This is a genomic window from Blastococcus deserti, from assembly GCF_042682525.1.
Taxonomy (GTDB): Bacteria; Actinomycetota; Actinomycetes; order Mycobacteriales; family Geodermatophilaceae; genus Blastococcus_B; species Blastococcus_B deserti.
In genome coordinates this window covers 395,389-420,350 of record NZ_JBHUHP010000010.1, presented here as the reverse complement: position 1 = coordinate 420,350, position 24,962 = coordinate 395,389, and the positions used below count along the sequence as shown (strand labels likewise).

Below are 24,962 nucleotides of genomic sequence, written 5' to 3'. Positions count from 1 at the left end.
GTGCCCTGGACGGGGCCGCTCGACCGCTCGTAGAAGGACCCCCTGCACCCCGCCCCTCGCAAGCTCGCGGCGGGACCCTGCAGGGGGCCGGGCCTCTGGACGGGCCGGAACGGGGCCGTGGTCGAATGCCGGGGTGACCCAGGGCCCCACCATCCGGCGGATCGACGACCCGGACGAGGAGGGGCCCGAGGTCCGGCGGGCGGAGCAGCGCGACGTCCCGCGGATCGCCGCCACCCTCACCGTCGCCCTCGCCGACTCCCGCTGGACGCGGTGGGCGCTGCCCGACGACGGGCGCATGCAGCGGCTCACCCGGCTGCACGAGCTCGACGCCGGCCACCGGGGGGTGGGCACCGGAACCGCCTGGGTCACCGACGACGTCTCCGCCGTCGCCGTCTGGGAGCCGCCGCCGGGGGCCGAGGCCACCTCCCCCTTGCCGGCCGACGTCCGCGCGGCGTTGGGCAGCGAGCTGCCCCATCTCGCTGCGGATCGGATCAGCGCCGTCCGGGACACCGCGGCGATCCTCACCTCGGCTCGGCCGGCCGAACCGCACTGGTGGCTGCTGCACCTGGGAGTGCGCCCGTCCTCGCGGCGCCGCGGCCTCGGCGCCGCCGTGCTGGCCCCCGCGCTGGTGCGCTGCGACACCGACGGTGTCCTCGCCGCCGCCGCGGTGTTCTCCTGGGCCAACGTCCGCTTCCTGCGCGGGTTCGGGTTCGAGGTGACCTGGACGGGCCGGACCGCCGACGACGAACTGCCGCTGTGGGTCGTCGTGCGGCAGCCTCAGCCCCTGTTCACCGGCTGACGATTCCCCGCCAGAGTTGTCGATCCGGGCGGCAGCCGTTCGTACAAGGGGTGAGCAGCCGGCACGGGGCCGGCGGCGACCCGAGGAGGAACGAGATGCAGCAGTACCTGCTCACCGTGTTCGAGCCGACCGGTGGCGTCCCGGAGCCAGAGGCCCTGGCCGCGATCATGGCGGATGTCGAGGCGGTGGACCGGGAGATGCACGACGCCGGCGTCTGGGTCTTCAGCGGCGGCCTCCACCCGCCGAGCGCCGCCACGGTGCTGCGGCCGCAGGACGGCGACGTCCTCGTGACCGACGGGCCCTACGTCGAGGGCAAGGAGCACGTCGGCGGCTTCAGCATCATCCAGGCGCCGGATCTGGACGCCGCGCTCGAGTGGGGCCGCAAGCTGGCGCGGGCGACCACCCTGCCGATCGAGGTGCGGCCGTTCCGCCCCGGTGAGGGCGACTGACCGCTCCGTGCCCGACGTGCCCACGCCGGAGATCGACCGTGTGTTCCGCGAGCACTACGGCCGCGCGGTCGCGGTCCTCGTCCGCCTCCTCGGCGACATCGACGCCGCCGAGGAGGCGGTGCAGGACGCCTTCCTGACCGCGGTCGCGCGGTGGCCGGCCGACGGGGTTCCGCCGAGCCCGGCCGGCTGGATCGTCACGACCGCCCGAAACCGGGCCATCGACCGGCTGCGCCGGGAGGCCACCCGTGCCGACAAGTACGCCCAGGCGGCCCGGCTGTCCGCCGAGCCGGGGCCGGAGGAGGTCGGGCCCGTGCACGACGACCGGCTGCGGCTGATCTTCACGTGCTGCCACCCCGCCCTGTCCACCGCGGCCCAGGTGGCGCTCACCCTGCGGCTGCTCGGCGGGCTGACGACGGCGGAGGTCGCCGCCGCCTTCCTCGTGCCGGAGCCGACCATGGCGCAGCGGCTGGTGCGGGCGAAGACCAAGATCCGCGACGCCCGCATCCCGTACCGGGTGCCGAGCGAGGCCGAGCTGCCCGACCGGCTGCGGGCCGTCCTCGCCGTCGTGTACCTGGTCTTCACCGAGGGCCACAGCGCCACGTCCGGCGACCGGCTGGTACGGGCCGACCTCTGCATGGAGGCGATCCGGCTGGGCCGGCTGCTGCGCCAGCTGTTGCCCGACGAGCCCGAGGTGGCGGGTCTGCTGGCGTTGATGCTGCTCGTCGACGCGCGCCGGTCCGCGCGCACCGGCCCGGACGGCGTTCCCGTGCTCCTCGCCGACCAGGACCGGTCGCTCTGGGACCGGCAGCTGATCTCCGAGGGTCAGGCCCTGGTGCGCGAGTGCCTGCGTCGCGACCGACCGGGGCCCTACCAGATCCAGGCCGCGATCAACGCCGTCCACAGCGACGCCGCGTCGACCGCCGGCACCGATTGGGCCCAGATCGTCGCCCTCTACGACCAGCTGATGGCCGTCGCGCCGAGCCCGGTGGTGGCCCTGCACCGGGCGGTCGCGGTGGCCGAGGTCTCGGGCCCGGCGGTGGGGCTGGCCCTGGTCGACGGGCTACCGCTGATCCGGCAGCACCTCTTCCACGCCGTCCGGGCCGATCTGCTGCGGCGGCTGGGACGGTCCGCCGAGGCGGCGGAGGCCTACGACGCGGCGATCGCCCTCGCCGGGAACGAGGCCGACCGCGCCTTCCTGCGGCGGCGCCGGGACTCGCTGCCCTGACCGCCGCGCCGGTCCCGATGGAGGGGTGAGGAGGACGGGGTCCTCAGTCGGTGCCGGACTCCATCGCCGCGCGGTCGAGCAGCTCGTCGTCGGCGGGGACCTGACCGCGCGAGGCGATCGCCTCGGCGCCGCCCTCGGCCATGGCGCCGATCAGCCCGGTCGCGGCCGCCTGGGCCGCGCCGATCGCCACCGGCTGCGTGCCGCCGACCATGCCGAGCGCGGCGTACTGCTCGAGCTTGGCGCGCGAGTCGGCGATGTCGAGGTTGCGCATGGTCAGCTGGCCGATCCGGTCCACCGGACCGAAGGCCGAGTCCTCGGTGCGCTCCATGGAGAGCTTGTCCGGGTGGTAGCTGAAGGCCGGCCCCGACGTGTCGAGGATCGAGTAGTCCTCCCCGCGGCGCAGACGCAGCGTCACCTCGCCGGTGACGGCCATGCCGACCCAGCGCTGCAGGGACTCCCGGAGCATCAGCGACTGGGGGTCCAGCCAGCGCCCCTCGTACATCAGCCGGCCGAGCCGCCGTCCCTCGCTGTGGTAGGTGGCGAGGGTGTCCTCGTTGTGGATCGCGTTGACCAGCCGCTCGTAGGCGATGTGCAGCAGGGCCATGCCCGGTGCCTCGTAGATGCCCCGGCTCTTGGCCTCGATGATGCGGTTCTCGATCTGGTCGGACATGCCGAGGCCGTGCCGGCCGCCGATGGCGTTGGCCTCGAGCACCAGCTCGACGGGGGTGGGGAACTCCTTGCCGTTGATGGTCACGGGCCGGCCCTGCTCGAAGCCGATCGACACGTCCTCGGTCGGGATCTCGACGTCGGGATCCCAGAAGCGCACGCCCATGATCGGCTCGACGCTCTCGATGCCGGTGTCGAGGTGCTCCAGGGTCTTCGCCTCGTGCGTCGCGCCCCAGATGTTCGCGTCGGTGGAGTACGCCTTCTCGGTGCTGTCCCGGTAGGGCAGGCCGTGCGCGACCAGCCACTCCGACATCTCCTTGCGGCCACCGAGCTCGGTGACGAAGTCGGCGTCCAGCCAGGGCTTGTAGATCCGCAGCGACGGGTTGGCGAGCAAGCCGTACCGGTAGAACCGCTCGATGTCGTTGCCCTTGAAGGTGGAGCCGTCACCCCAGATCTGGACGTCGTCGTCGAGCATGGCCCGCACGAGCAGCGTGCCGGTGACCGCCCGCCCGAGCGGGGTGGTGTTGAAGTAGCTGCGGCCACCGGACCGCACGTGGAACGCGCCGCAGGTCAGGGCGGCGAGCCCCTCTTCGACGAGGGCCGCGCGGGCGTCGACGAGCCGGGCGATCTCCGCGCCGTAGGCCGTCGCACGGCCGGGCACCGAGTCGATGTCGGGCTCGTCGTACTGCCCGATGTTCGCGGTGTAGGTGCAGGGCACCGCCCCCTTGTCGCGCATCCACGCGACCGCCACCGAGGTGTCGAGGCCGCCGGAGAAGGCGATCCCGACGCGTTCGCCGACCGGGAGGGAGGTGAGCACCTTGGACACGTGGAGAAGTATGCATCCTGGTGCATGGCCATGCACGAAAGGGGTCGCATCACTCCCAGGAGCGGCGCTGCTTCTTGAGCTGACCGCGTTGCTTCTTCGCCTCGATCCGCCGCTCCTGCGAGCCCCGTGTCGGCTTGGTGCGCCGGCGGGCCGGTGGCGGCGGGGCCAGGGCGGCGCGCAGCACCGCGGCCAGCCGTTCCCGGGCCGCCTGCCGGTTGCGCAGCTGCTGCCGGTGTTCGCTCGCGGCGATGGTCAGGACGCCGTCGACGAGCCGGCTGCCCAGGCGCGCGGCCAGCCGGGACCGCTGTGCCTCCGTGAGGCCCGGCAGCGCCAGCGGGGCCACCGACAGCTCGACGCGGGAGTCCGCGGTGTTCACGCCCTGCCCGCCCGGCCCCGAGGAGCGGGAGAAGCGCCAGCTCAGCGCGGACGCCGGCACGAGGACGGACCCGGTGACCGGCAGGTCACCGGACGCGCCCTCGACACCGGTCATGCGAACAGTCTCGCCGAGCGGCTCCCCGGGGTCGCGCCGGTTTCCTCCGGACGGGTCAGGGCGCGCCACATCGGCGGCGCCGGGTCCCGGCCGGCAGCGGACGAACGACCGTGGGCGGCCCCGTACCGCGGGATGATCGTGGGCATGCCTTCCCTCGGCGACACGCTCGCCACCCGGCCGGTCCTGCTCGACGGCGGGCTCTCCACCGAGCTGGAGGCGCGCGGTCACGACGTCTCCTCGGCGCTGTGGTCCGCGCGGCTGCTGCGCGACGATCCGGCGGCGATCGTCGCGGCACACGCCGCCTTCGCGGCCGCGGGTGCCGAGGTGGCCACCACCGCCAGCTACCAGGCCACCGTGGAGGGGTTCGCCGCGGCCGGGGTGGACGCCGCCGAGGCGCGGCGGCTGATCGCGTCGTCGGTCGCCCTGGCCCGGGAGGGGCAGGGCGGCGGATGGGTCGCCGGCTCGGTCGGCCCGTACGGGGCGATGCTGGCCGACGGCTCCGAGTACAGCGGCGACTACGTCGAGTCGGTCGGCGTCGCGGAGCTGAGGGCCTTCCACCGGCCGCGGATGGAGGTGCTGGCCGAGGCGGGGGCCGACGTGCTGGCCTGCGAGACGGTCCCGGCGGCCGTCGAGGCGGAGGCGCTCCTGGCCGAGGCCGAAGCGCTGGGCGTCCCGATCTGGCTCTCCCTGACCACGGTGGTGGACGCCGCCGGGCTCGCCCGCACCCGGCGCGGCGAGCTGGCCGCCGACGTCTTCGCCATGGCCGCCGGGGGCGCGACGGTCCTGGCCGTCGGCATCAACTGCACCGCGCCGGCCGCCGTGGTCCCGGGCATCCGGGCCGCGGCCACCAGCGACGAGCCGGTGGTCGTCTACCCGAACAGCGGCGAGACCTGGGACGCCGCGGCCCGCGCCTGGACGGGCCCGCGCGGCGTCTCCCCGGACGACGTGCCCTCCTGGGTCACCGCGGGCGCCCGGCTGGTCGGCGGATGCTGCCGCGTCGGCCCGGCCGACATCGCCGCGTTGGGCACCGCCCTGCCGGGCCGCTGACCGGTGTCCGCCACGCCGGGCGGGACACGCCGGTCGACCGGTTGACGTCCACAACGGCCGTTGACACCGGTCGTGCACCGTTGAACGGTGGGCCGGGTTCCGATCCGGATCTGGTCCGGATCACCCACGACGGACGGGACCGCCATGCGACGCCTGCTCCTCACCGGTGCCACGGCCTCCGTCCTGGTGGCCGGCACGCTGGCCCCCTCCGCGCTCGCCCGTGGCGGGGGCGACGGTTGCCACCCGACACCCGCGAACCAGCCCGTCTGCCCCCGCGTCGCCGCGGCCGATTCGGCCTCCTTCCTCGACCCCACGGCACGGGTGTCCGGCGGAGAGCACGTCTCGCTCGGAGAGCAGGTCTACGTCGGCCCCTTCGCCGAGCTGCTCGCAGCCGAGGAGGCGCCGATCACCATCGGTCCGTCCTCGAACGCCCAGGACAACGTCACGCTCGACGCACGGGGCGGCACGGGGATCGAGGTCGGCGACCGGGTCATCCTCGCCCACGGCTCGTCGGTCCTGGGCACGGCGGAGGTCGGCGTGCACGCCAGCCCGCTGCCCCCGGCCGTGGTGGATGCGGGCGTGCAGACGTACGACGGCTCGGTCTTCATGTCCTTCGGCAGCCAGGTCGAGGACGCCACCATCGAGGTCAACTCCGGTGTCTCGGCGCTGGCCCGGGTCGCGCCCGGCGTCACGCTGCACTCCGGCTACCTCGTGCTGCCGGGCAAGAACGTGACGACCCAGGCGGAGGCCGACGACCCGGCCCTCGGCAAGGTCCGGTACCTCAACCAGGGCGACGTCGAGTTCAACGAGGGCGTGATCCACGTCAACGAGGCGCTGGCGCGGGAGTACACCGAGCTGTACCGCGAGGACCCGACCGCGGTCCGCGGCGTCAACGTCGACCCCGGCCACACCGACTTCAACCGTGACCGCGACCTGCCCAGCTTCGCGGGCAGGGAGCAGGCGCGGCCGCAGTTCCGCAACCGGATCATCGGCGAGGTCTACCTGTCCGACCCGTTCGCCCGCTTCGCCGACCGGGTCGGTGACCGGGTCGCCATCCGCGCCGACGAGGGCGAGCCCTTCGTGATAGGGCACGTGGACCGCATGGGCGACGACGTGATCTTCCACGCCCTCGAGCACACCGACATCCACGTGGGCGACGACGTCCGCTACGGCGACGGCGCCATCGTGCACGGCGGCGGCCGGGTCGTCCTCCAGGGTCAACCCGAGGAGCAGACCGTCGTGGGCGACCACGTGCGGCTGGGCGCCGAGTCGGTGGTCTTCCGGAGCACGATCGGCGACGGCGCCACGATCGGTGACCGCAGCGCGGTCGTCGGCACCGAGCTGCCCACCGGCGCGGTCGTCCCACCGGACACGATCGTGCTCAACGGCCAGGTCTTCGGCTCGGTCGAGTGGTGACCTGGCTGCTCCGCTCCGGAGGTCCGGCGGCCGCGCTCGTCGCGCTGGCGGCCGGGCTCACCGGTTGTGGCGCCGGTGGCACCCCGGCCGCCCCGGCCCACTCCTCCGCGGCGGCCGGGACGTCGTCGACCCGGGTGGAGGGCTCGGCGCCCACGCTGGTCTCGGCGACGTCGACCGACGACGTGGACGCCGCGGCCGGCAGCTGGTCGACCACGTGGAAGGCGTGCTTCGCGCCGGTCGACGGGGCGGCTGTCGTGGGCTGGCAGGTGCAGACACTGACCTCCGAAGGCACCTCACCGCGCATCGAGCAGCTGCCCGGCCCGTGCGTCGAGCTGCAGGTCGCCCACGGCACCGGTACGCCCGCGGACGGCCCCGCCCGCATCGCCGCCCTGTCGGACGCCGCCTCGCTGGTCTACCGGGTGCGCGCGGAGCGGACGGACGGCAGCGTGACCCCGTGGACCGGGCCGGTCGCCGCGGGCACCTCCCGCTGACGGCCGGGGTCCTTCCAGGGATCCTCGCTCAGAGAATGGGCTTGCCGCCGGTGACCGCGATCCGGGCGCCGGACACGTAGGACGCCTCGTCGCTGGCCAGCATCACGTAGACCGGCGCCAGTTCCGCCGGCTGGCCGGGGCGGCCCAGCGGCACCTGCTGGCCGAAGCTCTCGACCTTCTCCTCCGGCATCGTCGCCGGGATCAGCGGCGTCCAGATCGGCCCGGGCGCCACGCTGTTGGCCCGGATGCCCTTCTCGGCGTACATCTGGGCGAGGCTGGCCGTGAAGTTCGCGATGCCGGCCTTCGTCATGGCGTAGGCGATCAGGTTCGGGCTCGGGTTGTCGGAGTTCACCGACGACGAGTTGATGATGGAGCCGCCCGGGGGCATGTGCGGGATCGCGTCCTTGGTCAGCGTGAACATCGCCGACAGGTTCACCGCGAGGGTGTGGTCCCACTCGTCGTCGGAGACGTCCTCCAGCGACGGGTGGCTCATCTGGAACGCCGCGTTGTTGACCAGGACGTCGACCTTGCCGAACTCCTCGACCGCCTTCGGGATGATCGTCTTCGCGTGCGCCCGGTCGGCCAGGTCGCCCGGCACGAGCACGCAGCGGCGGCCGGCGTCCTCCACGTACTTGGCGGTGTCCTTGGCGTCCTCGTGCTCGTTCAGGTACGAGATGAGGACGTCGGCGCCCTCGCGGGCGAAGGCGATCGCCACCGCGCGGCCGATGCCGCTGTCGCCACCGGTGATGACGGCCGCCTTGCCGGTCAGCCGCCCCGACCCGCGGTAGCTCTCCTCGCCGTGGTCGGGCTTCGGGTCCATCTCCCCCAGCGTGCCGGGGACGTCCTGCTGCTGCGCGGGCTGGGTCTCGGGGCGGGGTGACGACATGCCGGTCCTCCGGAGCGGTTCGCGAGCCGGCCCGGACCCCTGTGGCCCGAGCCTCTTCCCTCGCGCGCTACCCCGGGAGGACGAGGGGGAACCCGCCGACCGGCGCGGTCAGGCGGCTCGCGCGACCGGCGCCGCCGGGGTGGGGAGCTGCCAGCGCATCTCGAGCCGACGCTGACCGGACCCGTCCACCACGGGCACCCACCGGCACTGGGGGCAGTGCTTCTCGCGCATCTGTCAGCCACCTTCCGTTCACCTTTTGTTCACCTTCTCCCCGGGTCGGCGCTCCGCAGGCATTGCTGCAGCTTCCGTTACCGCTTCGTTACGAAAGGCGCGTCGGCCGGGCGGATCGCGGGAGGCCGGACGGCGTCGGGCAGGCTGGTCCCCACGATGACCGCTCCTCCTCTCCTCGACGACCCCGGCGACCTCACGGCGCTCCGGGCCCGCGGCGCCGACCCCGACGAGCTGTTCGCCTCCTTCGCGGAGTGGGCGGAGAGCAACGGGACGACGCTGTACCCGGCGCAGGAGGAGGCCCTGATCGAGCTGGTCAGCGGCGCGAACGTCGTGCTTGCGACCCCGACCGGATCGGGCAAGTCGCTGGTGGCCACGGGGGCGCAGTACGCGGCGCTGGCCGCCGGACGGCGCAGCTACTACACGGCGCCGATCAAGGCGCTGGTCAGCGAAAAGTTCTTCGCGCTGTGCGGCGTCTTCGGGGCGGCGAACGTGGGCATGCTCACCGGTGACGCGGCGGTCAACCGCGACGCCCCGATCATCGCCTGCACCGCCGAGGTGCTGGCCAACATCGCACTGCGCGAGGGTGCCGGCGCAGACATCGGGCTCGTCGTCATGGACGAGTTCCACTTCTACGGCGACCCCGACCGCGGCTGGGCCTGGCAGGTGCCGCTCCTGGAGCTGCCGAAGGCGCAGTTCCTGCTGATGAGCGCGACCCTCGGCGACGTCACCTTCCTGCGCGAGGACCTGACCCGCCGCACGGGCCGGCCCACCGCGCTCGTGGCGCACGCCGAGCGCCCGGTGCCGCTGCACCACTACTACGCGACGACCCCGATGCACGAGACCATCCAGGAGCTGCTCGACACCCGGCAGGCACCGGTCTACGTCGTCCACTTCACCCAGGCCTCGGCGCTCGAGCGGGCCCAGGCGCTGATGAGCGTCAACGTCAGCACCAAGGAGGAGAAGGCCGCGATCGCCGAGATGATCGGCGGCTTCCGCTTCTCCTCCGCCTTCGGGACGACGCTGTCGCGGCTGGTCCGCCACGGCATCGGGGTCCACCACGCCGGGATGCTGCCGAAGTACCGCCGGCTGATCGAGCAGCTGGCGCAGGCCGGCCTGCTCAAGGTCATCTGCGGCACCGACACCCTCGGCGTCGGCATCAACGTGCCGATCCGCACGGTGGTGTTCTCGGCGCTGTCGAAGTTCGACGGCACCCGCACCCGCCTGCTCACCGCGCGGGAGTTCCACCAGATCGCCGGCCGCGCCGGGCGGGCGGGCTACGACACCGCGGGCACCGTCGTCGTCCAGGCGCCCGAGCACGAGGTGGAGAACCTCAAGCAGTTCGCCAAGGTCGCCGACGACCCCAAGAAGCGCCGCAAGCTGGTGCGCAAGAAGGTGCCCGAGGGCATGGTGCCCTGGAGCGAGGCGACCCAGAAGCGGCTGATCGGCGCCCCGCCCGAGCCGCTGACCAGCAACATGCGCGTCTCGACGGCGATGATCCTCGACGTCGTCGACCGTCCCGGCGACCCGTTCACGGCGATGCGCCGCCTGCTCACCGACAACCACGAGCCGCGCAAGAAGCAGCTGCAGCACATCCGCGAGGCGATCGGCATCGCGCGGTCGCTGCTGCAGGCGGGGGTGCTCGTCCGGCTGCCCGAGCCGGAACCGGACGGCCGCCGCTACCGGCTCACGGTCGACCTGCCGCCGGACTTCGCCCTCAACCAGCCGCTGTCGACGTTCGCGCTGGCCGCGATCGAGCTCCTGGACCCCGCGTCGGAGACGTACGCGCTGGACGTCGTCTCGGTCATCGAGGCGACCCTCGACGACCCGCGGCAGATCCTCGCCGCGCAGTTGAACAAGGCCCGCGGTGAGGCCGTCGCGCAGATGAAGGCCGAAGGCATCGAGTACGAGGAGCGCCTGGAGCTGCTCGAGGAGATCAGCTACCCCCGGCCGCTCGAGGAGCTCCTCGGGCACGCCTACGAGATCTACCGGCAGACCAATCCGTGGGCCGCCGACGCGCTGCTGTCGCCGAAGTCCGTCGTCCGCGAGATGTGGGAGCAGGCGATGACCTTCCGGGAGTTCGTCTCCCACTACGGACTCACCCGCTCCGAGGGCGCGGTGCTGCGTTACCTGTCCGACGCGTTCAAGGCCCTGCGCTCCGGCGTCCCGGCGGCCGCCCGCACCGAGGAGGTCACCGACATCGTCGAGTGGCTCGGCGAGCTGGTCCGCCAGGTCGACTCCTCCCTGCTGGACGAGTGGGAGCAGCTCACCTCACCGGACCATCCGCTCGACGAGCCGGTGGCCGTCCCTGCGCGCCCGCGCCCGCTCACCGGCAACGAGCGGGCGTTCACCGCGATGGTGCGCAACGCGCTGTTCCGGCGGGTGGAGCTGTTCGCCCGCCGCCGCTGGTACGACCTCGGCGAGCTGGACGGCGGGTCCGGGTGGGACGCCGACCGGTGGGAGGAGGTCGTGCGCGCCTACTTCGCCGAGCACGACGAGGTGCAGACCGGCGCGGACGCCCGCGGGCCGGCGCTGCTGATCGTGGACCGGTCCGAGCCCCGCCTGTGGCGCGTGCGGCAGATCCTGGACGACCCGGCCGGTGACCACGACTGGGGCATCGACGTGGAGGTCGACCTGGACGCCTCCGACGAGGAGGGCGCCGCCGTCATCCGGCTGGTCGACGCCGGCCGCATGTAGCAGGACCCCGTCCCCCTCGCCCCCGCAGGCTCGGGACGAACCGCCGGACGCCGGCGGTCGGCGGTGTCCGGCGAATTGTGTCCGATTCCGTACCGGTTCGGCTGCCGAGACGGTCGCGATCGTCCTACTCTCGGTGACACCGGGCGCCTCCCCTCGCCCGCGCCGTCGGAGGACCCGATGACCGAGCGCCGTCAGCCCAGCGGATCCGGACGCGGAACGGCGCGCCGGCGGATGCCCCGATCCTGGCCCCGGAGCCCCCGGGGCGGCGGGACGATCCCCACCATCGGCCACCTGGACCTGGAGACCGACGGCGGTCCGACCCTCTTCGGGCTGCCCGCCGAGGTCGCGGACGACGACGACCGGGACGAGCCGGCGCTCGCCGCCACGGCACCTGGCGGCCCGCCCGCGACACCCGGGCTCGTGGTGGTCAAGCGGGCCGACCCCATCGGCGCCGTTGCGCTCGTCCTCGCCGGTGTGGCCGCGAACGCCAGCCTGCTGTTGTCCTGGTGGCCGGGGCAGGGGCCCTCGGGCCTGTCGCTGGTCCGGCGCGGCGCCGAGGCCCTCGACTCCGGGGTGGGCGAGGCGGTCCGCAGCGTCGTCTGGCAGCCGCTCGCCGTGGTCCTGTGCGGCGGAGTCCTCGTGCTGCTGGGCTTCCTCCTGCTGGTCCCCGCCCGGGCTCACCGGTTCGTCGGCGTGCTCGCGCTCGCCGTCGCGCTGGTCGCCGCCGCCGCGGTCGTCCTCCTGCTCGCCGACGACGGCCTGGCCACCGACGGTTTCGGCCCCGGCCTGTGGTGCGCCGTCGCCGTCCCCGTCCTGGGGGTGCTGGGCTCGCTGAAGGCGATGCTCACCGCGCCGCTGGTCACGGTGGGACCTCGCTGAGTCCGGCCACCGGTCCGGCTGCGTCGCCGCCCCTCGGCCCGGCGGCCGGCGCACTGTGAGCCGATCGACGCCATCGCGCCGGGCGCGGCAGCCCTCCGGCGTGTCAGGCTCGACGCGATGTCCGCATGACCGGCTGGGAGATGCTCGCGGTGGTCGCCGCCGGTTTCGCAGCGGGAGGCATCAACGCGGTCGTCGGCTCGGGCACGCTGGTGAGCTTCCCGGTGCTGCTGGCGGTCGGCCTGCCGCCGGTCCCGGCCACCATCAGCAACTCGCTGGGGCTCGTCGCGGGCAACCTCAGCGGCTCCATCGGCTACCGGCGAGAGCTCCGCGGTCAGCGGGCGCTGCTGCTGCGCCTGCTGCCGGCCTCCGTCCTCGGCGCCCTCACCGGGGCGTTCCTGCTGCTGCACCTGCCGGCCTCGACGTTCGAGGCGGTCGTCCCCGTCCTCATCGGGATCGCGGTGGTCCTCGTCGCCCTCCAGCCGGTCCTGCAGCGGCGGCTCCCGTCCCGGCACGATCGCGAGCCCGCGCCTCCGGTCCGCGGCGGGCGGCTGGCGGCGCTCTTCGCCGGCGCCTACGCGACCGGCACCTACGGCGGTTACTTCGCCGCCAGCCAGGGCGTCCTGCAGATCGGGATCTTCGGTCTGCTGCTGCGGGAGTCGCTGCAGCGGCTCAACGCGATCAAGAACGTGCTCACCCTGACGGTCAACACGGTCGCGGCCGGCGCCTACGTCGTCGTCGCGACCGACCGGATCGACTGGTGGGCGGCCGGGCTGCTGGCCGCCGGCTCGCTCGTCGGCGGGGCGGTCAGCTCCCGCTACGGCCGGCGGCTGCCGTCCGCGGTGCTGCGGACGGCGATCGTCGTCCTGGGACTGGTCGCCATCGTGGTGCTGGCGGACCGATGACCGTCTGGGAGTTCGCCTTCCTGGTCCTCGCCGGCATCGGCTCGGGGCTGATCGGCAGCATCGCCGGGCTGGCGTCGCTGATCAGCTACCCGGCGCTGCTGGCCACGGGCCTCCCGCCGGTCACCGCCAACGTCACCAACACCCTGGCCATGGTGCTCAACGGCGTCGGCGCGGTGAGCGCGTCGGGACCCGAGCTGAAGGGTCAGGGCCGCCGGGTGCTCCGGCTCGCGGGCGCGGGCGCGCTCGGCGGTGCGACCGGAGCTGCCCTCCTGCTGTCGACGCCGTCGTCGGCCTTCGAGCGGATCGTGCCCTTCCTCATCGCGGGCGCGTCGCTGGCCCTGCTGGTCAGCCGTCCCGCGCACGACCTGGCCGCCGCGGGCGCCCTCGGGCATCCCGAGCACCGCGACCCCTGGTGGCTGCCCGTCGCCACGTTCACGGTGGCCATCTACGGCGGCTACTTCGGTGCCGCGGCGGGCGTGATGCTGCTGGCGATGTTCCTGCTCACCACCGGCGAGGGCCTGCCGCGCGGGAACGCGGTGCGCAACGTGGTCCTCGGGATCGCGAACGGGGTGGCCGCGATCGGCTTCATCGTGTTCGCGTCGATCGCCTGGTCGGCGGCCCTGCCCCTGGCGATCGGGTTGTTCGCCGGGGGTCGGCTCGGTCCCCGGGTGGTGCGCCGGGCGCCGCAGACGCTCCTGCGTCGTCTCATCGCGCTGGCCGGCCTGGGGCTGGCGGCCTACCTGGCCGTCGGGGCCTACACCTGACCGCCGGCAGGCCGCCGCTCACCGGCTCACGTAGGCCGCCAGGAACAGCACGAACACGCTGACCACCAGCAGCAGCCGAGCCGGCGTCAGCCCGTTGAGCAGCCCGGCCGTGGCCTCGACCCACGCCGGGCGGACGACGGCGTCGCGGGCCCGCTGGCGCATCATGCGCACCTCGTCGGCCAGCAGGATGCCCGCGGTGCCCAGCGCCCCGAGGCCGAGCACCACGAAGGCCAGCGCCAGGCGGTCCTCGAAGCTCTCCGCCGTCCCGGCCAGCAGCAGCACGGCGACGACGCCGAGCAGCAGCCCGAGCAGACCGCCGGCCACCGGAGCCCAGGGGCCCATCACCATCAGCGGGCCGCGCCGCGGCATGCGCGGGGCCGGGCGGCTGGTCACCGGCGCGGTGGGATGCGGGCCCGGCGCGACGTCGGCCTGCGCCGGGGCGGCCGGCTCGTCCGCCGCAGGGACCGGGGCGGGCGGCACCGCGGGCGCGTCGGCGGGAGCCGGGGCGGCGGGGCGGACGACGGGGATCTCGGCGGTTCCCGTGCCCACGGACGTGCTTCCGTTGCGTTCACTCATGACTGATCACCTCGCCGGTCACGCTAGGCGCACGTCCGGGGCCGTCGGGGACGCCGCCCCGGGCGGACCGCTCACGCTGCGTGATGCCGCGCCGCCCACACCACCGACGCGCCCCGTACGCCTCGTGCGGGTTCGAGGTCGAGGGCGTGCTCCGGCAGGAACTCTGGCTCGGCGGCCGGTACGTCGACGACGCCCGCACGGCCAGGGACCTGCGGCAGTCGTAGGCCCCGCCGCCCGTCTCCTCGCCCTCCGCCCCCGGGCGGCGTCGGCCGCGGACGGGCCGGTGGCAAGCCCCGGCTCAGCAGGTGGCGAGCATCGACCGCAGCGCATCGACCTCGGCAGGGCTCACCGTCAGCGCGTAGCGCTCCTTAACGGTGATCACCACCGTCGCGTACGAGCAGCCGTAAGCCGGATCCGACGGCGCCCACTCGTCGGCCGTGGAGTCCCCCTTGGCCGAGTTCTCCGACCGCGTGGTGGCGATCAGGTTGCCCAGGTCGTTGGCGAAGGTCCGGCGTAGGTCGGCGGTCCACGCGGCAGCGCCCTGCGCCCACGCGGCGGCCAGGGGGACGACGTGGTCGATGGGCACCTCGGCGGCGTCCTCCTTGCGGAACTCGATCGACTCTCCCGTGTAGGGGTCGTCGAGCACCCCCGCGATGACCACGCACCCCTGGGTGCCCTCCCGCACCTGGACGTCGGTGAGGTCGCGGTGCAGCACGTCGTTGCGCTGGTCGCAGCCGTTGCGGTCGACGTCGGCCCAGGCAGGGCCGAAGACGCAGCCGTCGCCCGCGCCGCAGTCCCGCTCGTAGCCGTCCAGGGACGTCTTGTCGGCGACGCGGAGGCCGGCCAGCGCGGCCGCGGCGGCCGCGGGATCCAGGGTTCCCGCGGGCACGTCCCCCTGGCCGACCGACGAGGCCGGCTCCGGCGGCCCCGACTCGACCTGCCACTCGACCTCGCACCCGGTGAGCGGGAGCAGGACAGCGAGCAGGACGAGCACGGCGGAGCGGGGCACCCCCGGACGCTACGAGGGCTCGAGGCGCGTTCCGGGGAGGCCGGGGCGAGTGTCGTCCGGGCCTCCTGCAGAGGCCCGCGGCGAGCCTGCGGACGGGTGGGCAGGAGGGTCCTCCCTCACACCAGGCGGCGGCTGTCCTGGGCGACGATCCGCAGCCAGCGGTAGCCGTAACCCGCCAGCGGGATCTCCGCCGTCCCCTGGTCGGAGACCTGCGTGCTGCCCGACTGGAGCAGGTCGACCAGCCGGTGGGAGGAGTCGCAGCCCTCCAGCGCCAGCGGCACGGTGCGCGGCTCGGGGCACAGGTTGTGCAGGGCCACCAGCGAACCGTCGTCCCAGGCGCACAGGTGGGCCAGGACCTCCGGGCACGGGTGCTCGAGCACCTGGAAGCCGCCCCAGCCGAGCTCGGGTGACTCCCGGTACCGCCGGATCAGCAGCCTCATGAACGACAGCAGCGAGTCGGGGTCGTTGCGCTGGTCGGCGACGTTGACGTACTCGGGGGCGAAGCCGCCGCTGACCACCGGTCCGGGCAGCTTCCTGGGGTCAGCGGCCGAGAAGCCGCCGTTGCGCCCGGAGGTCCACTGCATGGGCGTCCGGACGGCGAGCCGCCCCTCGGCGTCGAGGTCCTCCCCCATCCCGATCTCCTCCCCGTAGAAGAGCACCGGGGTGCCCGGCAGGGAGAACAGCAGGCTGTAGACCATGCGGACCCGCCGCGGGTCGCCGTCCAGCATCGGTGGGAGCCGGCGCCGCAGGCCGCGGCCGTAGACCTGCATCCGCTCCTCGGGGCCGAAGGCACGGAACACCTCGGCCCGCTCGTCGTCGGAGAGCTTGTCGAGCGTGAGCTCGTCGTGGTTGCGCACGAACGTGGCCCACTGCGAGTCCGGATCCAGCGGGGGCCGGCCGCGGAGCGCCGTGGCCAGCGGGCCGGCGTCGCCGCGGGCCAGCGACAGGTACAGGGCCTGCATGCCGATGAAGTCGAACTGCATGGTCAGCTCGTCGCCGTCGGCGCCACCGAAGAACTCCAGCTGCTGGTCGTAGGGCAGGTTCACCTCGCCGAGCAGCACCCCGCTGCCCGAGCGGCGGCCCACCAGCGAGCGCAGGTCGCGCAGGTACTCGTGCGGCTCCGGCAGGGCGCCGTCGTCGGCTCCGGCGGTCTCCAGGAAGAACGGGACGGCGTCGACGCGGAAGCCCGACAGGCCCAGCTGCAGCCAGAAGCCCATGACCTTGGCGACCTCGTCGCGCACTCGCGGGTTGGTCACGTCGAGGTCGGGCTGCTCCTTGTAGAAGCGGTGCAGGTACCACTCGCCCGTCTTCTCCGACAGCGTCCAGACGCTGTCCTCCTGGTCGGGGAAGACCACCTGGCCCGAGGTGTCCGGCGGCGGGTCGGAACGCCAGACGTAGAAGTCGCGGAACGGGGAGTCCTTCGACGCCTCCGCCGAGCGGAACCACGGGTGCCTGCGCGAGGTGTGGTTGACGACGAGGTCGGCGATGACGCGCATGCCCCGGTCGTTCGCCGTCCGGATGACCTCCACCAGGTCGCCGTGGGTGCCCAGCCGCGGGTCCACGCCGTAGAAGTCGGTGATGTCGTAGCCGTCGTCGCGCTCGGCGGTCGGGTAGAAGGGCATCAGCCACAGGCAGGTGACGCCGAGGTCGGCCAGGTGGTCGATGCGCTGCGCCAGCCCGGCGAAGTCGCCGCAGCCGTCGCCGTCCCAGTCCATGAACGTCTCGACGTCCAGGCAGTAGACGACGGCGGTCTTCCACCACAGGTCCGACGTGTCGGTGATCCTCATCGCGGGGCCGCGACCGCCGGCCCCGGGGTGCTCACGTCCAGCTGGGTGAGCACCTTCTCGCCGAACGCGTCGAGGAAGCCGCGCTGCTCCTGCCCGACGTGGTGCAGGTAGATCTCGTCGAACCCGAGAGCGGCGTACTCGTCGAGCCAGGCGGCGTGCTGCCCCAGGTCGTCCGAGACGAGGACGGCGCCGGTGACGTCCTCCGGGGCCACGTGCGCGCTGGCCTGCTCGAACGCCTCCGGGCTGTCGAGGTCCCAGCACAGCGGCGGGGGGAACACGTTGCTGCGCCACTGGTCGTGCGCGATGTGCAGGGCCCGGTCGGGATCGGGGTCCCAGCTGAGATGGACCTGGAGGACCACCTTGCCCCGGCCACCCTCCTCGCGGTACGCGTCCACCATCTCGCGCAGCTTGTCGTGCGGCTGGTTGATCGTCACCAGCCCGTCGCCCCAGGCGGCCCCCCGTCGCGCGGTCTCCACGCTGACCGCCGGGACGACGAGGGCCGGCTGCTGGTCGGGCAAGGTGTAGACCTTGGCCCGCTCGACGGTGACCAGCCCCTCGTGGCTGACCTCCTCGCCGGCCAGCAGTGCCCGGATGACGTCGACGCACTCGCGGAGGCGGGCGTCACGCGCCTTCTTCGGCAGCCACTTGTCGCCGGTCACGTGCTCGTTCATGGCCTCGCCGCTGCCCAGGGCCAGCCAGAAGCGGCCGGGGAACATCGCGCCCAGGGTGCCGATGGCCTGGGCGACGATCACCGGGTGGTAGCGCTGCCCGGGCGCGTTGACGGCCCCGAAGGGCAGGGACGTGGTCGCCATCGCGGCACCCAGCCAGGACCACGCGAAGCCGGAGTGGCCCTGCCTCGGGTTCCACGGGGTCAGGTGGTCCGAGCACATCGCGGCGGTGAAGCCCACCTCCTCGGCGTGCCGCACGTCCTCGAGGAGCTGCGCGGGATGGATCTGCTCGTGGGAGTTGTGGAACCCGATCACCGGCATGGGCCATGCCTACCGGTGTCGGAGACTCCTGGCCAGGCGAGCCACCCCGCAGCAGGCGTCACCCGCCGAGGAGCGGTTCGTAGACCTCCTGGGTGCGGTCCAGGAGCTGCCGCAGGTCCTCCGCGCCGCGGAACTCCTCGGGGATGTACTCCTCCCCGATCTGCTCGACGACCGCCGGCTCACCGTGCGCCGTCTGCAGCGCGTCCTCGAGCACGGTGACGATGTCCTCCGGCAGGTCGGCCGGACCGGCGAGGCCGAAGGTCGAGCCGGAGAGGGTGAGCTCGGGGAACCCGGACTCGACGAGGGTGGGCGTGTCCGGCAGCCAGGGCAGCCGCTCCTCCGTCGACACCGCGAGCGGCCGGAAAGCGCCGGCGTCGATGTTCTCGGTGACGTCCGAGGACGCGTTGATGAGCACGGCGTCGACGTTGCCGCCCAGCAGCGCCGTGGTCATCTCCGCGTTGCCGTTGAACGGCACGATGGTGACCTCGACCCCGTACTCCTCGTTCAGCCGCCTCAGTTCGATCCCCTGCGGCGTGGACGCGCCCGGCGTCCCGACGGTGATGCCTCCCGGGTTCTGCTCCGCGGCGGCGAAGAAGTCCTCCGCCGTCGCGTACGGGGAGGCGGAGCCCACGGCGAGGACGGAGGGCACCTCTGCCATCACCCCGATCGGTGTCACGTCGTCCTTCGTGTACCCGACCTCGTTGGCCAGCGGGGTCAGCACCAGGGTGCCCGCGGTGACGAGGGACAACGTGTGCCCGTCCGGCTCCGCGCCCGCCAGCTCCTGCATGGCGATGGCGCCCGAGCCGCCCTCCATGTTCTCGACCACGACGGTCTGGCCGAGCTGTTCCTCGAGGGAGGCGCCGTAGGCACGGGCGGTGAGGTCGGTGGGACCGCCGGCCGCGTAGGGCACGAGGAGCCGGATCTCCTCGGTCGGGTAGTCCGCGGCCGCCTCCTCCGGGGACCCGCCGCCCTCGTCGGCGCAGGCGGCGAGCAGGGCCAGGACGGCGCACGCGGCGAGCGCGCGGGGAGCACGGGGCATCGTTGCCTCCAGGGCGGGAGCGGGTGGAACCGGTCAGCCGGGCGGCCCGGAGGGGTCCGGGCCGGTCGGGTGGAGCTCGACGACGTCGTCCGGAAAGCTCAGCTCCGCGCCGGTGACCGACCGCAGGTCGTCGCGGCCCAGCCCGCTGACCACCTCGCGGACGACCAGCCCGCCGGGGGTCACGTCGAGAACGGCGAGGTCGGTGAAGATGCGGTCGACGACGCCTGCGGCGGTCAGCGGATAGGTGCAGCGGGACAGGATCTTGGGGCGCCCGTCGCGCGTGGTGTGGGTGGTCATCACCAGCACTCGTCTGGCGCCCACGGCCAGGTCCATCGCCCCGCCGACCGCGGGCGGCATCGCGGCGTCGTCGGTGGCCCAGTTCGCGAGGTCGCCCTCGGCCGACACCTGGAAGGCGCCGAGCACGCTGACGTCGAGGTGACCGCCACGCATCATGACGAAGGCGTCGGTGTGGTGGAAGAACGACCCCCCGGGCAGCAGGGTGACGGGCTGCTTCCCGGCGTTGATCAGCTCGGGATCCTCCCGACCGGGGGCGGGCGCCGGCCCCATGCCCAGGATGCCGTTCTCGCTGTGGTAGACGATCTCCTTGTCAGGACCCACCACGTCGGCCACCAGCGTCGGCAGGCCGATGCCGAGGTTCACGTAGGAACCGTCGGGGATGTCCTGGGCCACCCGGCGGGCCAGCTCCGTCGGGGACAGCGGCCGGATCACGTCGCCACCTCGACGACACGGTCGACGAAGATGCCGGGCGTGACCACGCATTCGGGGTCCAGTTCGCCGAGTTCCACAAACTCGTCCACCTGGACGACGGTGAGCCGGGCCGCGGTCGCCATGGTGGGGCCGAAGTTGCGGGCCGCCGTCCGGTAGACCAGGTTGCCCCAGCGGTCGGCCCGGTACGCCTTGATCAGCGCGACGTCGGCGGGCAACGGCTCCTCGAACACGTGCCGGCGACCGCCGATCATGCGGACCTCCTTGCCCTCAGCCAGCAGGGAGTCGGCGCCGGTCGGGGTGAAGAAGCCGCCGAGACCCGCGCCCGCAGCGCGCATCCGCTCGCTCAGCGTGCCCTGCGGCACGAGGGCCAGTTCGATGTCACCGGCGCGCCAGAACTTCTCGAACCACACCGACCCGGCCGACCGCGGGTACGAGCAGATGATCTTCCGCACCCGGTGCTCACGGATGAGCGCTGCGATGTCGGTCTCCCCGCTGCCCGCGTTGTTGGTCACGACGGTGAGGCCGCTCGCCCCCTGCTCCAGCAGCGCGTGCACGAGTTCCACGGGGACGCCGGAGTTGCCGAAGCCGCCGACCAGCACGGTGGCGCCGTCGCGGATGCCGGCGACGGCGTCGGCGAGCGTGGCCACGCGCTTGTCGATCACGCCCGGCCGCCCCCACGTCGGTACCACCGGGGTGACGTGGACGGCGGTGGGGTCAGGGCGGCGTCCGCCACGACGAGGTTGGGGCCGGTCTCGGCCACGGACTCGGCGAGGACGGCGGCGAAGTCCGACCCGAGACCGGTGACCGCACGAGCGGGCACACCGAACGCCTCGGCCATGGCCCGGAAGTCGGGGGTGGTCAGGTCGACCCCGCGGGTGGGCACCCCCGCGTGCTGCTGGTCGTAGCGGAGCATCCCGTAACCCCCGTCGTCGACGACGACCACGGTGAGCGGGAGTCGCTCCTGAGCGACCGTGGCCAGCTCGCCGCAGGCGAAGAGGAACCCGCCGTCGCCGACCACCGCGACGGTGCGCCCCGGGCCGGCGGACGCCGCCCCGATGGCGGCAGGGAAGGCGAAGCCCAGCGTGCCCCACCCCATCGGGTACGCCAGTCGCCGCGGTCCGGGTACCCGGTGGAACCCGGCGAGCCAGTAGCCCGGGATGCACATGTCGACGAACAGCGCGCCGGTCGACGGTGCGATGCGGTCGAACGCCGCGAGCAGCGCGGTCGCCTGCGGCTCGTCCTCGTCGACCAGCAGCCGCACCTGCTCGGCGACGGTGGCCAGCCCCGACCGGAGCGCCGGCAGGTCACCGCGCTCGGGAAGGTCGTCCAGCATCCGTGTCAGCACCGCCTCCGCGTCGCCCTCGACCACGAGATCGGCCCGGTAGTTCTTCCCCGCGTCGGCGGCGTCGACGTTCACCGCCAGGAGGACCGGCGGCTGGGGCATCGACCAGTTCTGCGTGGTCATGCCGTCGAGGTCGCTCCCCACCGCCAGCACCAGGTCGGCCTCGTCCCACAGCCGGCCGACCGGAGGGACGTGCGGCGGGCCTGGCACCAGGCACGGGTGGTCGGGGGGCAGGACACCCCGGCCGTTGAACGTCGTCACCACAGGAGCGGCCAGCCGGAGCGCGACCTCACCGAGTACCTGCCCGGCACCCGAGCGCAGCGCTCCGCCGCCGGCCCAGATCAGCGGACGGCGGGCCGATGACAGCAGGCCGATGGCCTCCGTCACCGCGCCCTCGTCGACCGGCGGCACGGTGGGCGGGGCGACCGGGACCGACTGCGCAGCCGGGATCGGCGCACCCAGGAAGTCCGTCGGCACACCGAGGTAGACCGGCCCGGTGGCCGGTCGGAGCGCCACCGACGCGGCCCGCAGCGTGTCCGCGTGCAGGTTTCCGGCGGCCGCCGCCACCACGGTCGCCTTCGTGACCGGACCGAACATGGCGGCCTGGTTCCGGGTCTCGTGCAGCACCCCCCGGTACACGCCCGGACGGCGCAGGGTCGACGGGATGTCGGTGGCGACGACCAGCACCGGGGACCCCGAGGCGTTGGCCTCCCCGGTCGCGCCCAGGGTGTTGGCGGCTCCCGGTCCGGTGGTCACGACCGCGACCCCGAGCCGCCCCGTGACCCGGGCGTACCCGTCGGCCGCGTACACCGCCGTCTGCTCGTGCCGGACACCCAGCACCTGCAGACCAGCGGCCGCGGCGGCCTCCCAGACGGCGAGGTTGTGCACCCCGGGGAGGCCGAAGACGGTGTCCACCCCGAGCAGTCGCAGGGCTCGGACCAGCTCGTCGGCTCCGGTCGTCGTGCCCGTGGCTCGGGACGCCGTGGTGTCAGTCGCCGACGACATCGCGGAAAGTCTCCTCGGCCTCGACGAACAGGGCGCCGAGGCCGTCGCTGCCGATGAACTCCTCGGGGACGTAGCGGGGGTCGAGCGCCTCGACGACCCGCTCGTCCTCCGACGCGGCGCGGAGGGTCTCCTCCAGTCGCTGCACTATCTCCTCGGGCGTGCCGGCGGGGGCCAGCACGCCGAACGTCGTGGTGCTCTGCACCAGCTCGGGATAGCCCAGCTCGACGAAGGTGGGTGCGTCCACGTAGGACAGCGGCTCGCTGGTGCCCACGGCGAGCACCCGCAGGTCGCCGGCGTCGATGGCCGGCAGCGCGTCCTGCGAGAGGTTGATGAAGCCGGCCGAGACGTTGCCGCCCAGCAGCGCCGTCTGCACCTCCGATGCTCCCTCGAAGGGGACCACGGTCAGCGGGACGTCGTACAGGTCGGTGATCCGGCGGGTCTCGGCGGCGTGCGTGTTGGTGGCTCCCGGGGTGGCCACGCTGATCGCCTCCGGGTCCTGCCGGGCCGCCGCGAACAGCGACTCCAGGTCCTGGTAGGGCGAGCCGGCCGGCACCACGATGCCCGAGGGCACCTGGGTGACCACCCCCACCGGCGCGAAGTCCTCCCGCGTGTAACCCACGTCGTTGCCGAGGTAGTTGAGCACCGCCGTCGGCAGGGCCGTCATCGAGAGGGTGTGGCCGTCGGGCCGCGAGGAGATGAGCTCGAGGTAGCTGGTGGCTCCCGAGGCGCCGGGAAGGTTCTCGACCACCACGGTCTGGCCCAGCTCCGACTCCATGTACCGGCCCAGTGCCCGCGCCGCGATGTCGGTCGGCCCGCCGGCCGAGTACGGCACGAGGAGCCGGATGTCGTCCGACGGGTACTCCGCCGCGTCCTCCGAGCCGGCCTGGGTGGCGCACCCCGTGGGCACCGTGCACAGGACCAGCAGGACGGCGAGCGCACGCGTCGGTCTCATCGTTCTCCCTCGTTCCTCGGTGGTGTCGCACCGCCGCGACCGGCGTTCGTGGACCCGGAGGCCCTGCCGGCGCCACCCCCGACCGGCGGCGGGATGTGCGTGGCCAGGTCGGCGTCCCGCGGGGCCCCCTCCTGCGGGGTCACGTCCTCCGGGGCCACGTCCTCCGGGGCCACGTCCTCCGGGGCCACCTCCTCCGGGGCCACCTCCTCCGAGGCCACCTTCTCCGAGGCCACCTCCTCCGAGGCCACCTCCTCCGAGGCCACGTCCTCCGGGGCCACGTGACCGAACACGGCACGCCGGCGGCGCGCGGCGATCACGCTGAGCAGGATGACCAGGGCCATGACGGCGAGCAGCCCGCCGGACAGCGGGCGGGTGACGAAGATGTCGAGGCTGCCCCCCGACAGCAGCATCGACTGCCGGAAGGCGCGCTCCATGATCGAACCGAGGACGAAGGCCAGCACCAGCGGGCCCGGCTCGAACCCGGTCTTCTTCATCAGCCAGCCGATGACGCCGAAGAGGAGCACGACCCACATGTCGAAGACGTCGTTGTTCACCGAGAACACGCCGGCCATGGTGACCACGAGGGCGAAGGCCGCGAGGATCCCGGCCCGGACGCGGAGCAGCTGGACGAACACGCCGACGAGCGGGATGTTGAGGGCGAGCAGCATCAGGTTGCCGATGAGCATGGAGGCGATGACTCCCCAGAACACCTCCGGCTCCTCCGAGATGAGCTGCGGGCCGGGCGTGATGCCCTGCACCAGCAGCGCGCCGAAGATCAGCGCCAGCACCACGTTGGCCGGGATGCCGAGAGTGAGCAACGGGATGAAGGCGGAGGTGGACGACGCGTTGTTGGCCGTCTCGGGGCCCGCGACGCCCTGGATGGCCCCCTTGCCGAAGCGGCTCGGATCCTTCGCCCGGCGCTTCTCGAGCGCATAGGAGGCGAGGGAGGAGATGACGCCGCCGCCGCCGGGCAGCACACCGATGACGAACCCGAGCACCGAGCCCCGACCGATCGCACCGGCCGACTCGCGGAAGTCCTTGCGGGTCGGCCATATGTGCGTGATCTTCCTGGTGACCGCCTGGACCTTCCCGGTCCGCTCGAGACTGTGCAGGATCTCCCCCACGCCGAACAGCCCCATGGCCACTGCCACGAAGTCGACGCCGTCGAACAGCGAGACCTGCCCGAAGGTGAAGCGTGCCGTGCCCGTGATGGGGTCTTGGCCCACGGTGGCCAGCAGGAGGCCGAGCGCGGCCATGGAGAGGCTCTTCAGCGGGGAGCCGCTGCCGAGGTAGGTGACCATGAGGATGCCGAGCACGGTGAGCGCCACGTACTCCGGCGGCCCGAAGGTGACCGCGAGGTCGGCCAGCGGCGGGGCCAGCAGGACGAGCCCGACGACGGCGAGGACGCCGCCGATGAAGGAGCCGACGGCCGCGATGCCCAGCGCCGGCCCGGCCCGTCCCTGCTTGGCCATCTGGTAGCCGTCGAACGTCGTCACCACCGAGGCGGCCTCTCCCGGCAGGCGGAGCAGGACCGACGTGATGGTGCCGCCGTACATGGATCCGTAGTAGATGCCGGCGAGCAGGATCACCGCCGTCGCCGGTTCGATCGCGTAGGTCAGCGGCAGCAGGAGGGCGATCGTGGCGGTCGGCCCGAGACCGGGGAGCACGCCGATGACCGTGCCGATGAGCACGCCCATGAAGACGTAGAGCAGGTTCGTCGGGTCGAGGGCGACCGCGAACCCTTGGCCGAGTCCTTCGAGGATCCCCAC

At 73.4% G+C, this 24,962-nt stretch carries 24 protein-coding genes; 11 read left to right on the top strand and 13 right to left on the bottom strand.

The annotated features are described in order from the left end of the window. The first annotated feature begins 133 nt into the window (after positions 1 to 133). From ACFSHS_RS12800 to ACFSHS_RS12790, 3 genes are all read left to right on the top strand, one after another. Positions 134 to 799: a GNAT family N-acetyltransferase gene (locus ACFSHS_RS12800; protein WP_376876355.1), complete on the top strand. Its 666-nt coding sequence runs from the start codon at positions 134 to 136 to the stop codon at positions 797 to 799. Positions 800 to 894: 95 nt separating this feature from the next. Beyond that, positions 895 to 1,248, top strand: coding sequence for a YciI family protein (locus ACFSHS_RS12795; RefSeq protein WP_376876352.1), 354 nt, complete (start codon positions 895 to 897; stop codon positions 1,246 to 1,248). A gap of 7 nt (positions 1,249 to 1,255) precedes the next feature. Then, the gene (locus tag ACFSHS_RS12790; protein ID WP_376876349.1) at positions 1,256 to 2,473 is read left to right on the top strand and encodes an RNA polymerase sigma factor; all 1,218 of its coding nucleotides are present in this window, start codon (positions 1,256 to 1,258) and stop codon (positions 2,471 to 2,473) included. Between the two features lie 43 nt (positions 2,474 to 2,516). Here ACFSHS_RS12790 and argG read toward each other — a convergent pair whose 3' ends face one another. Continuing rightward, the gene (argG, locus tag ACFSHS_RS12785) at positions 2,517 to 3,965 is read right to left on the bottom strand and encodes an argininosuccinate synthase (RefSeq protein WP_376876346.1); all 1,449 of its coding nucleotides are present in this window, start codon (positions 3,963 to 3,965) and stop codon (positions 2,517 to 2,519) included. Positions 3,966 to 4,014: 49 nt separating this feature from the next. Beyond that, on the bottom strand, positions 4,015 to 4,455 hold the full coding sequence (arfB, locus tag ACFSHS_RS12780; RefSeq protein ID WP_376876343.1) for an alternative ribosome rescue aminoacyl-tRNA hydrolase ArfB: 441 nt from the start codon (positions 4,453 to 4,455) through the stop codon (positions 4,015 to 4,017). A gap of 144 nt (positions 4,456 to 4,599) precedes the next feature. Here arfB and mmuM point away from each other — a divergent pair, with 144 nt between their 5' ends. The 3 genes from mmuM (at position 4,600) to ACFSHS_RS12765 (ending at position 7,409) form a co-directional block, all read left to right on the top strand. After that, positions 4,600 to 5,502 (top strand): homocysteine S-methyltransferase, encoded by a 903-nt coding sequence (gene mmuM / locus ACFSHS_RS12775; protein WP_376876340.1) that lies wholly within the window; start codon positions 4,600 to 4,602, stop codon positions 5,500 to 5,502. A 144-nt stretch (positions 5,503 to 5,646) separates the two neighbouring features. Further along, positions 5,647 to 6,918, top strand: coding sequence for an LbetaH domain-containing protein (locus ACFSHS_RS12770; RefSeq protein ID WP_376876337.1), 1,272 nt, complete (start codon positions 5,647 to 5,649; stop codon positions 6,916 to 6,918). Next, positions 6,915 to 7,409 (top strand): hypothetical protein, encoded by a 495-nt coding sequence (locus ACFSHS_RS12765; protein WP_376876334.1) that lies wholly within the window; start codon positions 6,915 to 6,917, stop codon positions 7,407 to 7,409. The genes ACFSHS_RS12770 and ACFSHS_RS12765 overlap by 4 nt, the downstream gene beginning before the upstream one ends. Before the next feature lie 28 nt (positions 7,410 to 7,437). Here the strand turns inward: ACFSHS_RS12765 and ACFSHS_RS12760 are convergent, their stop codons facing one another. Beyond that, positions 7,438 to 8,295 (bottom strand): glucose 1-dehydrogenase, encoded by an 858-nt coding sequence (locus ACFSHS_RS12760; protein WP_376876332.1) that lies wholly within the window; start codon positions 8,293 to 8,295, stop codon positions 7,438 to 7,440. 387 nt (positions 8,296 to 8,682) lie between these two features. Here ACFSHS_RS12760 and ACFSHS_RS12755 point away from each other — a divergent pair, with 387 nt between their 5' ends. The 4 genes from ACFSHS_RS12755 to ACFSHS_RS12740 all read left to right on the top strand — a co-directional run bounded on the left by ACFSHS_RS12755 (position 8,683) and on the right by ACFSHS_RS12740 (position 13,765). Beyond that, positions 8,683 to 11,220, top strand: coding sequence for a DEAD/DEAH box helicase (locus tag ACFSHS_RS12755; RefSeq protein ID WP_376876329.1), 2,538 nt, complete (start codon positions 8,683 to 8,685; stop codon positions 11,218 to 11,220). A gap of 231 nt (positions 11,221 to 11,451) precedes the next feature. Beyond that, positions 11,452 to 12,099, top strand: coding sequence for a hypothetical protein (locus ACFSHS_RS12750; RefSeq protein WP_376876326.1), 648 nt, complete (start codon positions 11,452 to 11,454; stop codon positions 12,097 to 12,099). A gap of 125 nt (positions 12,100 to 12,224) precedes the next feature. Continuing rightward, the gene (locus ACFSHS_RS12745) at positions 12,225 to 13,001 is read left to right on the top strand and encodes a sulfite exporter TauE/SafE family protein (RefSeq protein ID WP_376876323.1); all 777 of its coding nucleotides are present in this window, start codon (positions 12,225 to 12,227) and stop codon (positions 12,999 to 13,001) included. Continuing rightward, positions 12,998 to 13,765: a sulfite exporter TauE/SafE family protein gene (locus ACFSHS_RS12740; protein WP_376876320.1), complete on the top strand. Its 768-nt coding sequence runs from the start codon at positions 12,998 to 13,000 to the stop codon at positions 13,763 to 13,765. Before ACFSHS_RS12745 ends, ACFSHS_RS12740 begins: the two co-directional genes overlap by 4 nt. 18 nt (positions 13,766 to 13,783) lie before the next feature. Here the strand turns inward: ACFSHS_RS12740 and ACFSHS_RS12735 are convergent, their stop codons facing one another. Continuing rightward, positions 13,784 to 14,341 (bottom strand): hypothetical protein, encoded by a 558-nt coding sequence (locus ACFSHS_RS12735; RefSeq protein WP_376876317.1) that lies wholly within the window; start codon positions 14,339 to 14,341, stop codon positions 13,784 to 13,786. Between the two features lie 83 nt (positions 14,342 to 14,424). On the opposite strand from ACFSHS_RS12735, the gene ACFSHS_RS12730 reads away from it, so the two are divergent. Further along, positions 14,425 to 14,565 carry a hypothetical protein gene (locus ACFSHS_RS12730; protein ID WP_376876314.1) on the top strand — a complete coding sequence of 47 codons (141 nt, stop codon included), beginning with the start codon at positions 14,425 to 14,427 and terminating at the stop codon, positions 14,563 to 14,565. Positions 14,566 to 14,639: 74 nt separating this feature from the next. On the opposite strand, the gene ACFSHS_RS12725 is transcribed toward ACFSHS_RS12730, so the two are convergent. From ACFSHS_RS12725 to ACFSHS_RS12685, 9 genes are all read right to left on the bottom strand, one after another. After that, positions 14,640 to 15,350 (bottom strand): HNH endonuclease family protein, encoded by a 711-nt coding sequence (locus ACFSHS_RS12725; RefSeq protein WP_376876311.1) that lies wholly within the window; start codon positions 15,348 to 15,350, stop codon positions 14,640 to 14,642. A gap of 116 nt (positions 15,351 to 15,466) precedes the next feature. Beyond that, on the bottom strand, positions 15,467 to 17,137 hold the full coding sequence (locus ACFSHS_RS12720) for an alpha-amylase family protein (protein WP_376876308.1): 1,671 nt from the start codon (positions 17,135 to 17,137) through the stop codon (positions 15,467 to 15,469). Further along, complete coding sequence (locus ACFSHS_RS12715) at positions 17,134 to 18,126, bottom strand: TIGR03885 family FMN-dependent LLM class oxidoreductase (protein ID WP_376876305.1); 993 nt, start codon at positions 18,124 to 18,126, stop codon at positions 17,134 to 17,136. Before ACFSHS_RS12715 ends, ACFSHS_RS12720 begins: the two co-directional genes overlap by 4 nt. 58 nt (positions 18,127 to 18,184) lie before the next feature. Next, entirely contained in the window at positions 18,185 to 19,165 is a 981-nt protein-coding gene (locus ACFSHS_RS12710) for a tripartite tricarboxylate transporter substrate binding protein (RefSeq protein WP_376876302.1), read from the bottom strand. Between the two features lie 33 nt (positions 19,166 to 19,198). Continuing rightward, entirely contained in the window at positions 19,199 to 19,894 is a 696-nt protein-coding gene (locus ACFSHS_RS12705; protein WP_376876299.1) for a 3-oxoacid CoA-transferase subunit B, read from the bottom strand. Then, positions 19,891 to 20,556, bottom strand: a complete 666-nt coding sequence (locus tag ACFSHS_RS12700; RefSeq protein ID WP_376876296.1) for a 3-oxoacid CoA-transferase subunit A — start codon at positions 20,554 to 20,556, stop codon at positions 19,891 to 19,893. The genes ACFSHS_RS12705 and ACFSHS_RS12700 overlap by 4 nt, the downstream gene beginning before the upstream one ends. Beyond that, on the bottom strand, positions 20,553 to 22,241 hold the full coding sequence (locus tag ACFSHS_RS12695) for a thiamine pyrophosphate-binding protein (RefSeq protein WP_376876293.1): 1,689 nt from the start codon (positions 22,239 to 22,241) through the stop codon (positions 20,553 to 20,555). The genes ACFSHS_RS12700 and ACFSHS_RS12695 overlap by 4 nt, the downstream gene beginning before the upstream one ends. Next, a complete protein-coding gene (locus ACFSHS_RS12690; protein WP_376876290.1) occupies positions 22,225 to 23,193 on the bottom strand; it encodes a tripartite tricarboxylate transporter substrate binding protein in 969 nt (322 codons plus the stop codon). Before ACFSHS_RS12690 ends, ACFSHS_RS12695 begins: the two co-directional genes overlap by 17 nt. After that, positions 23,190 to 24,962, bottom strand: coding sequence for a tripartite tricarboxylate transporter permease (locus tag ACFSHS_RS12685; RefSeq protein WP_376876287.1), 1,773 nt, complete (start codon positions 24,960 to 24,962; stop codon positions 23,190 to 23,192). The genes ACFSHS_RS12690 and ACFSHS_RS12685 overlap by 4 nt, the downstream gene beginning before the upstream one ends.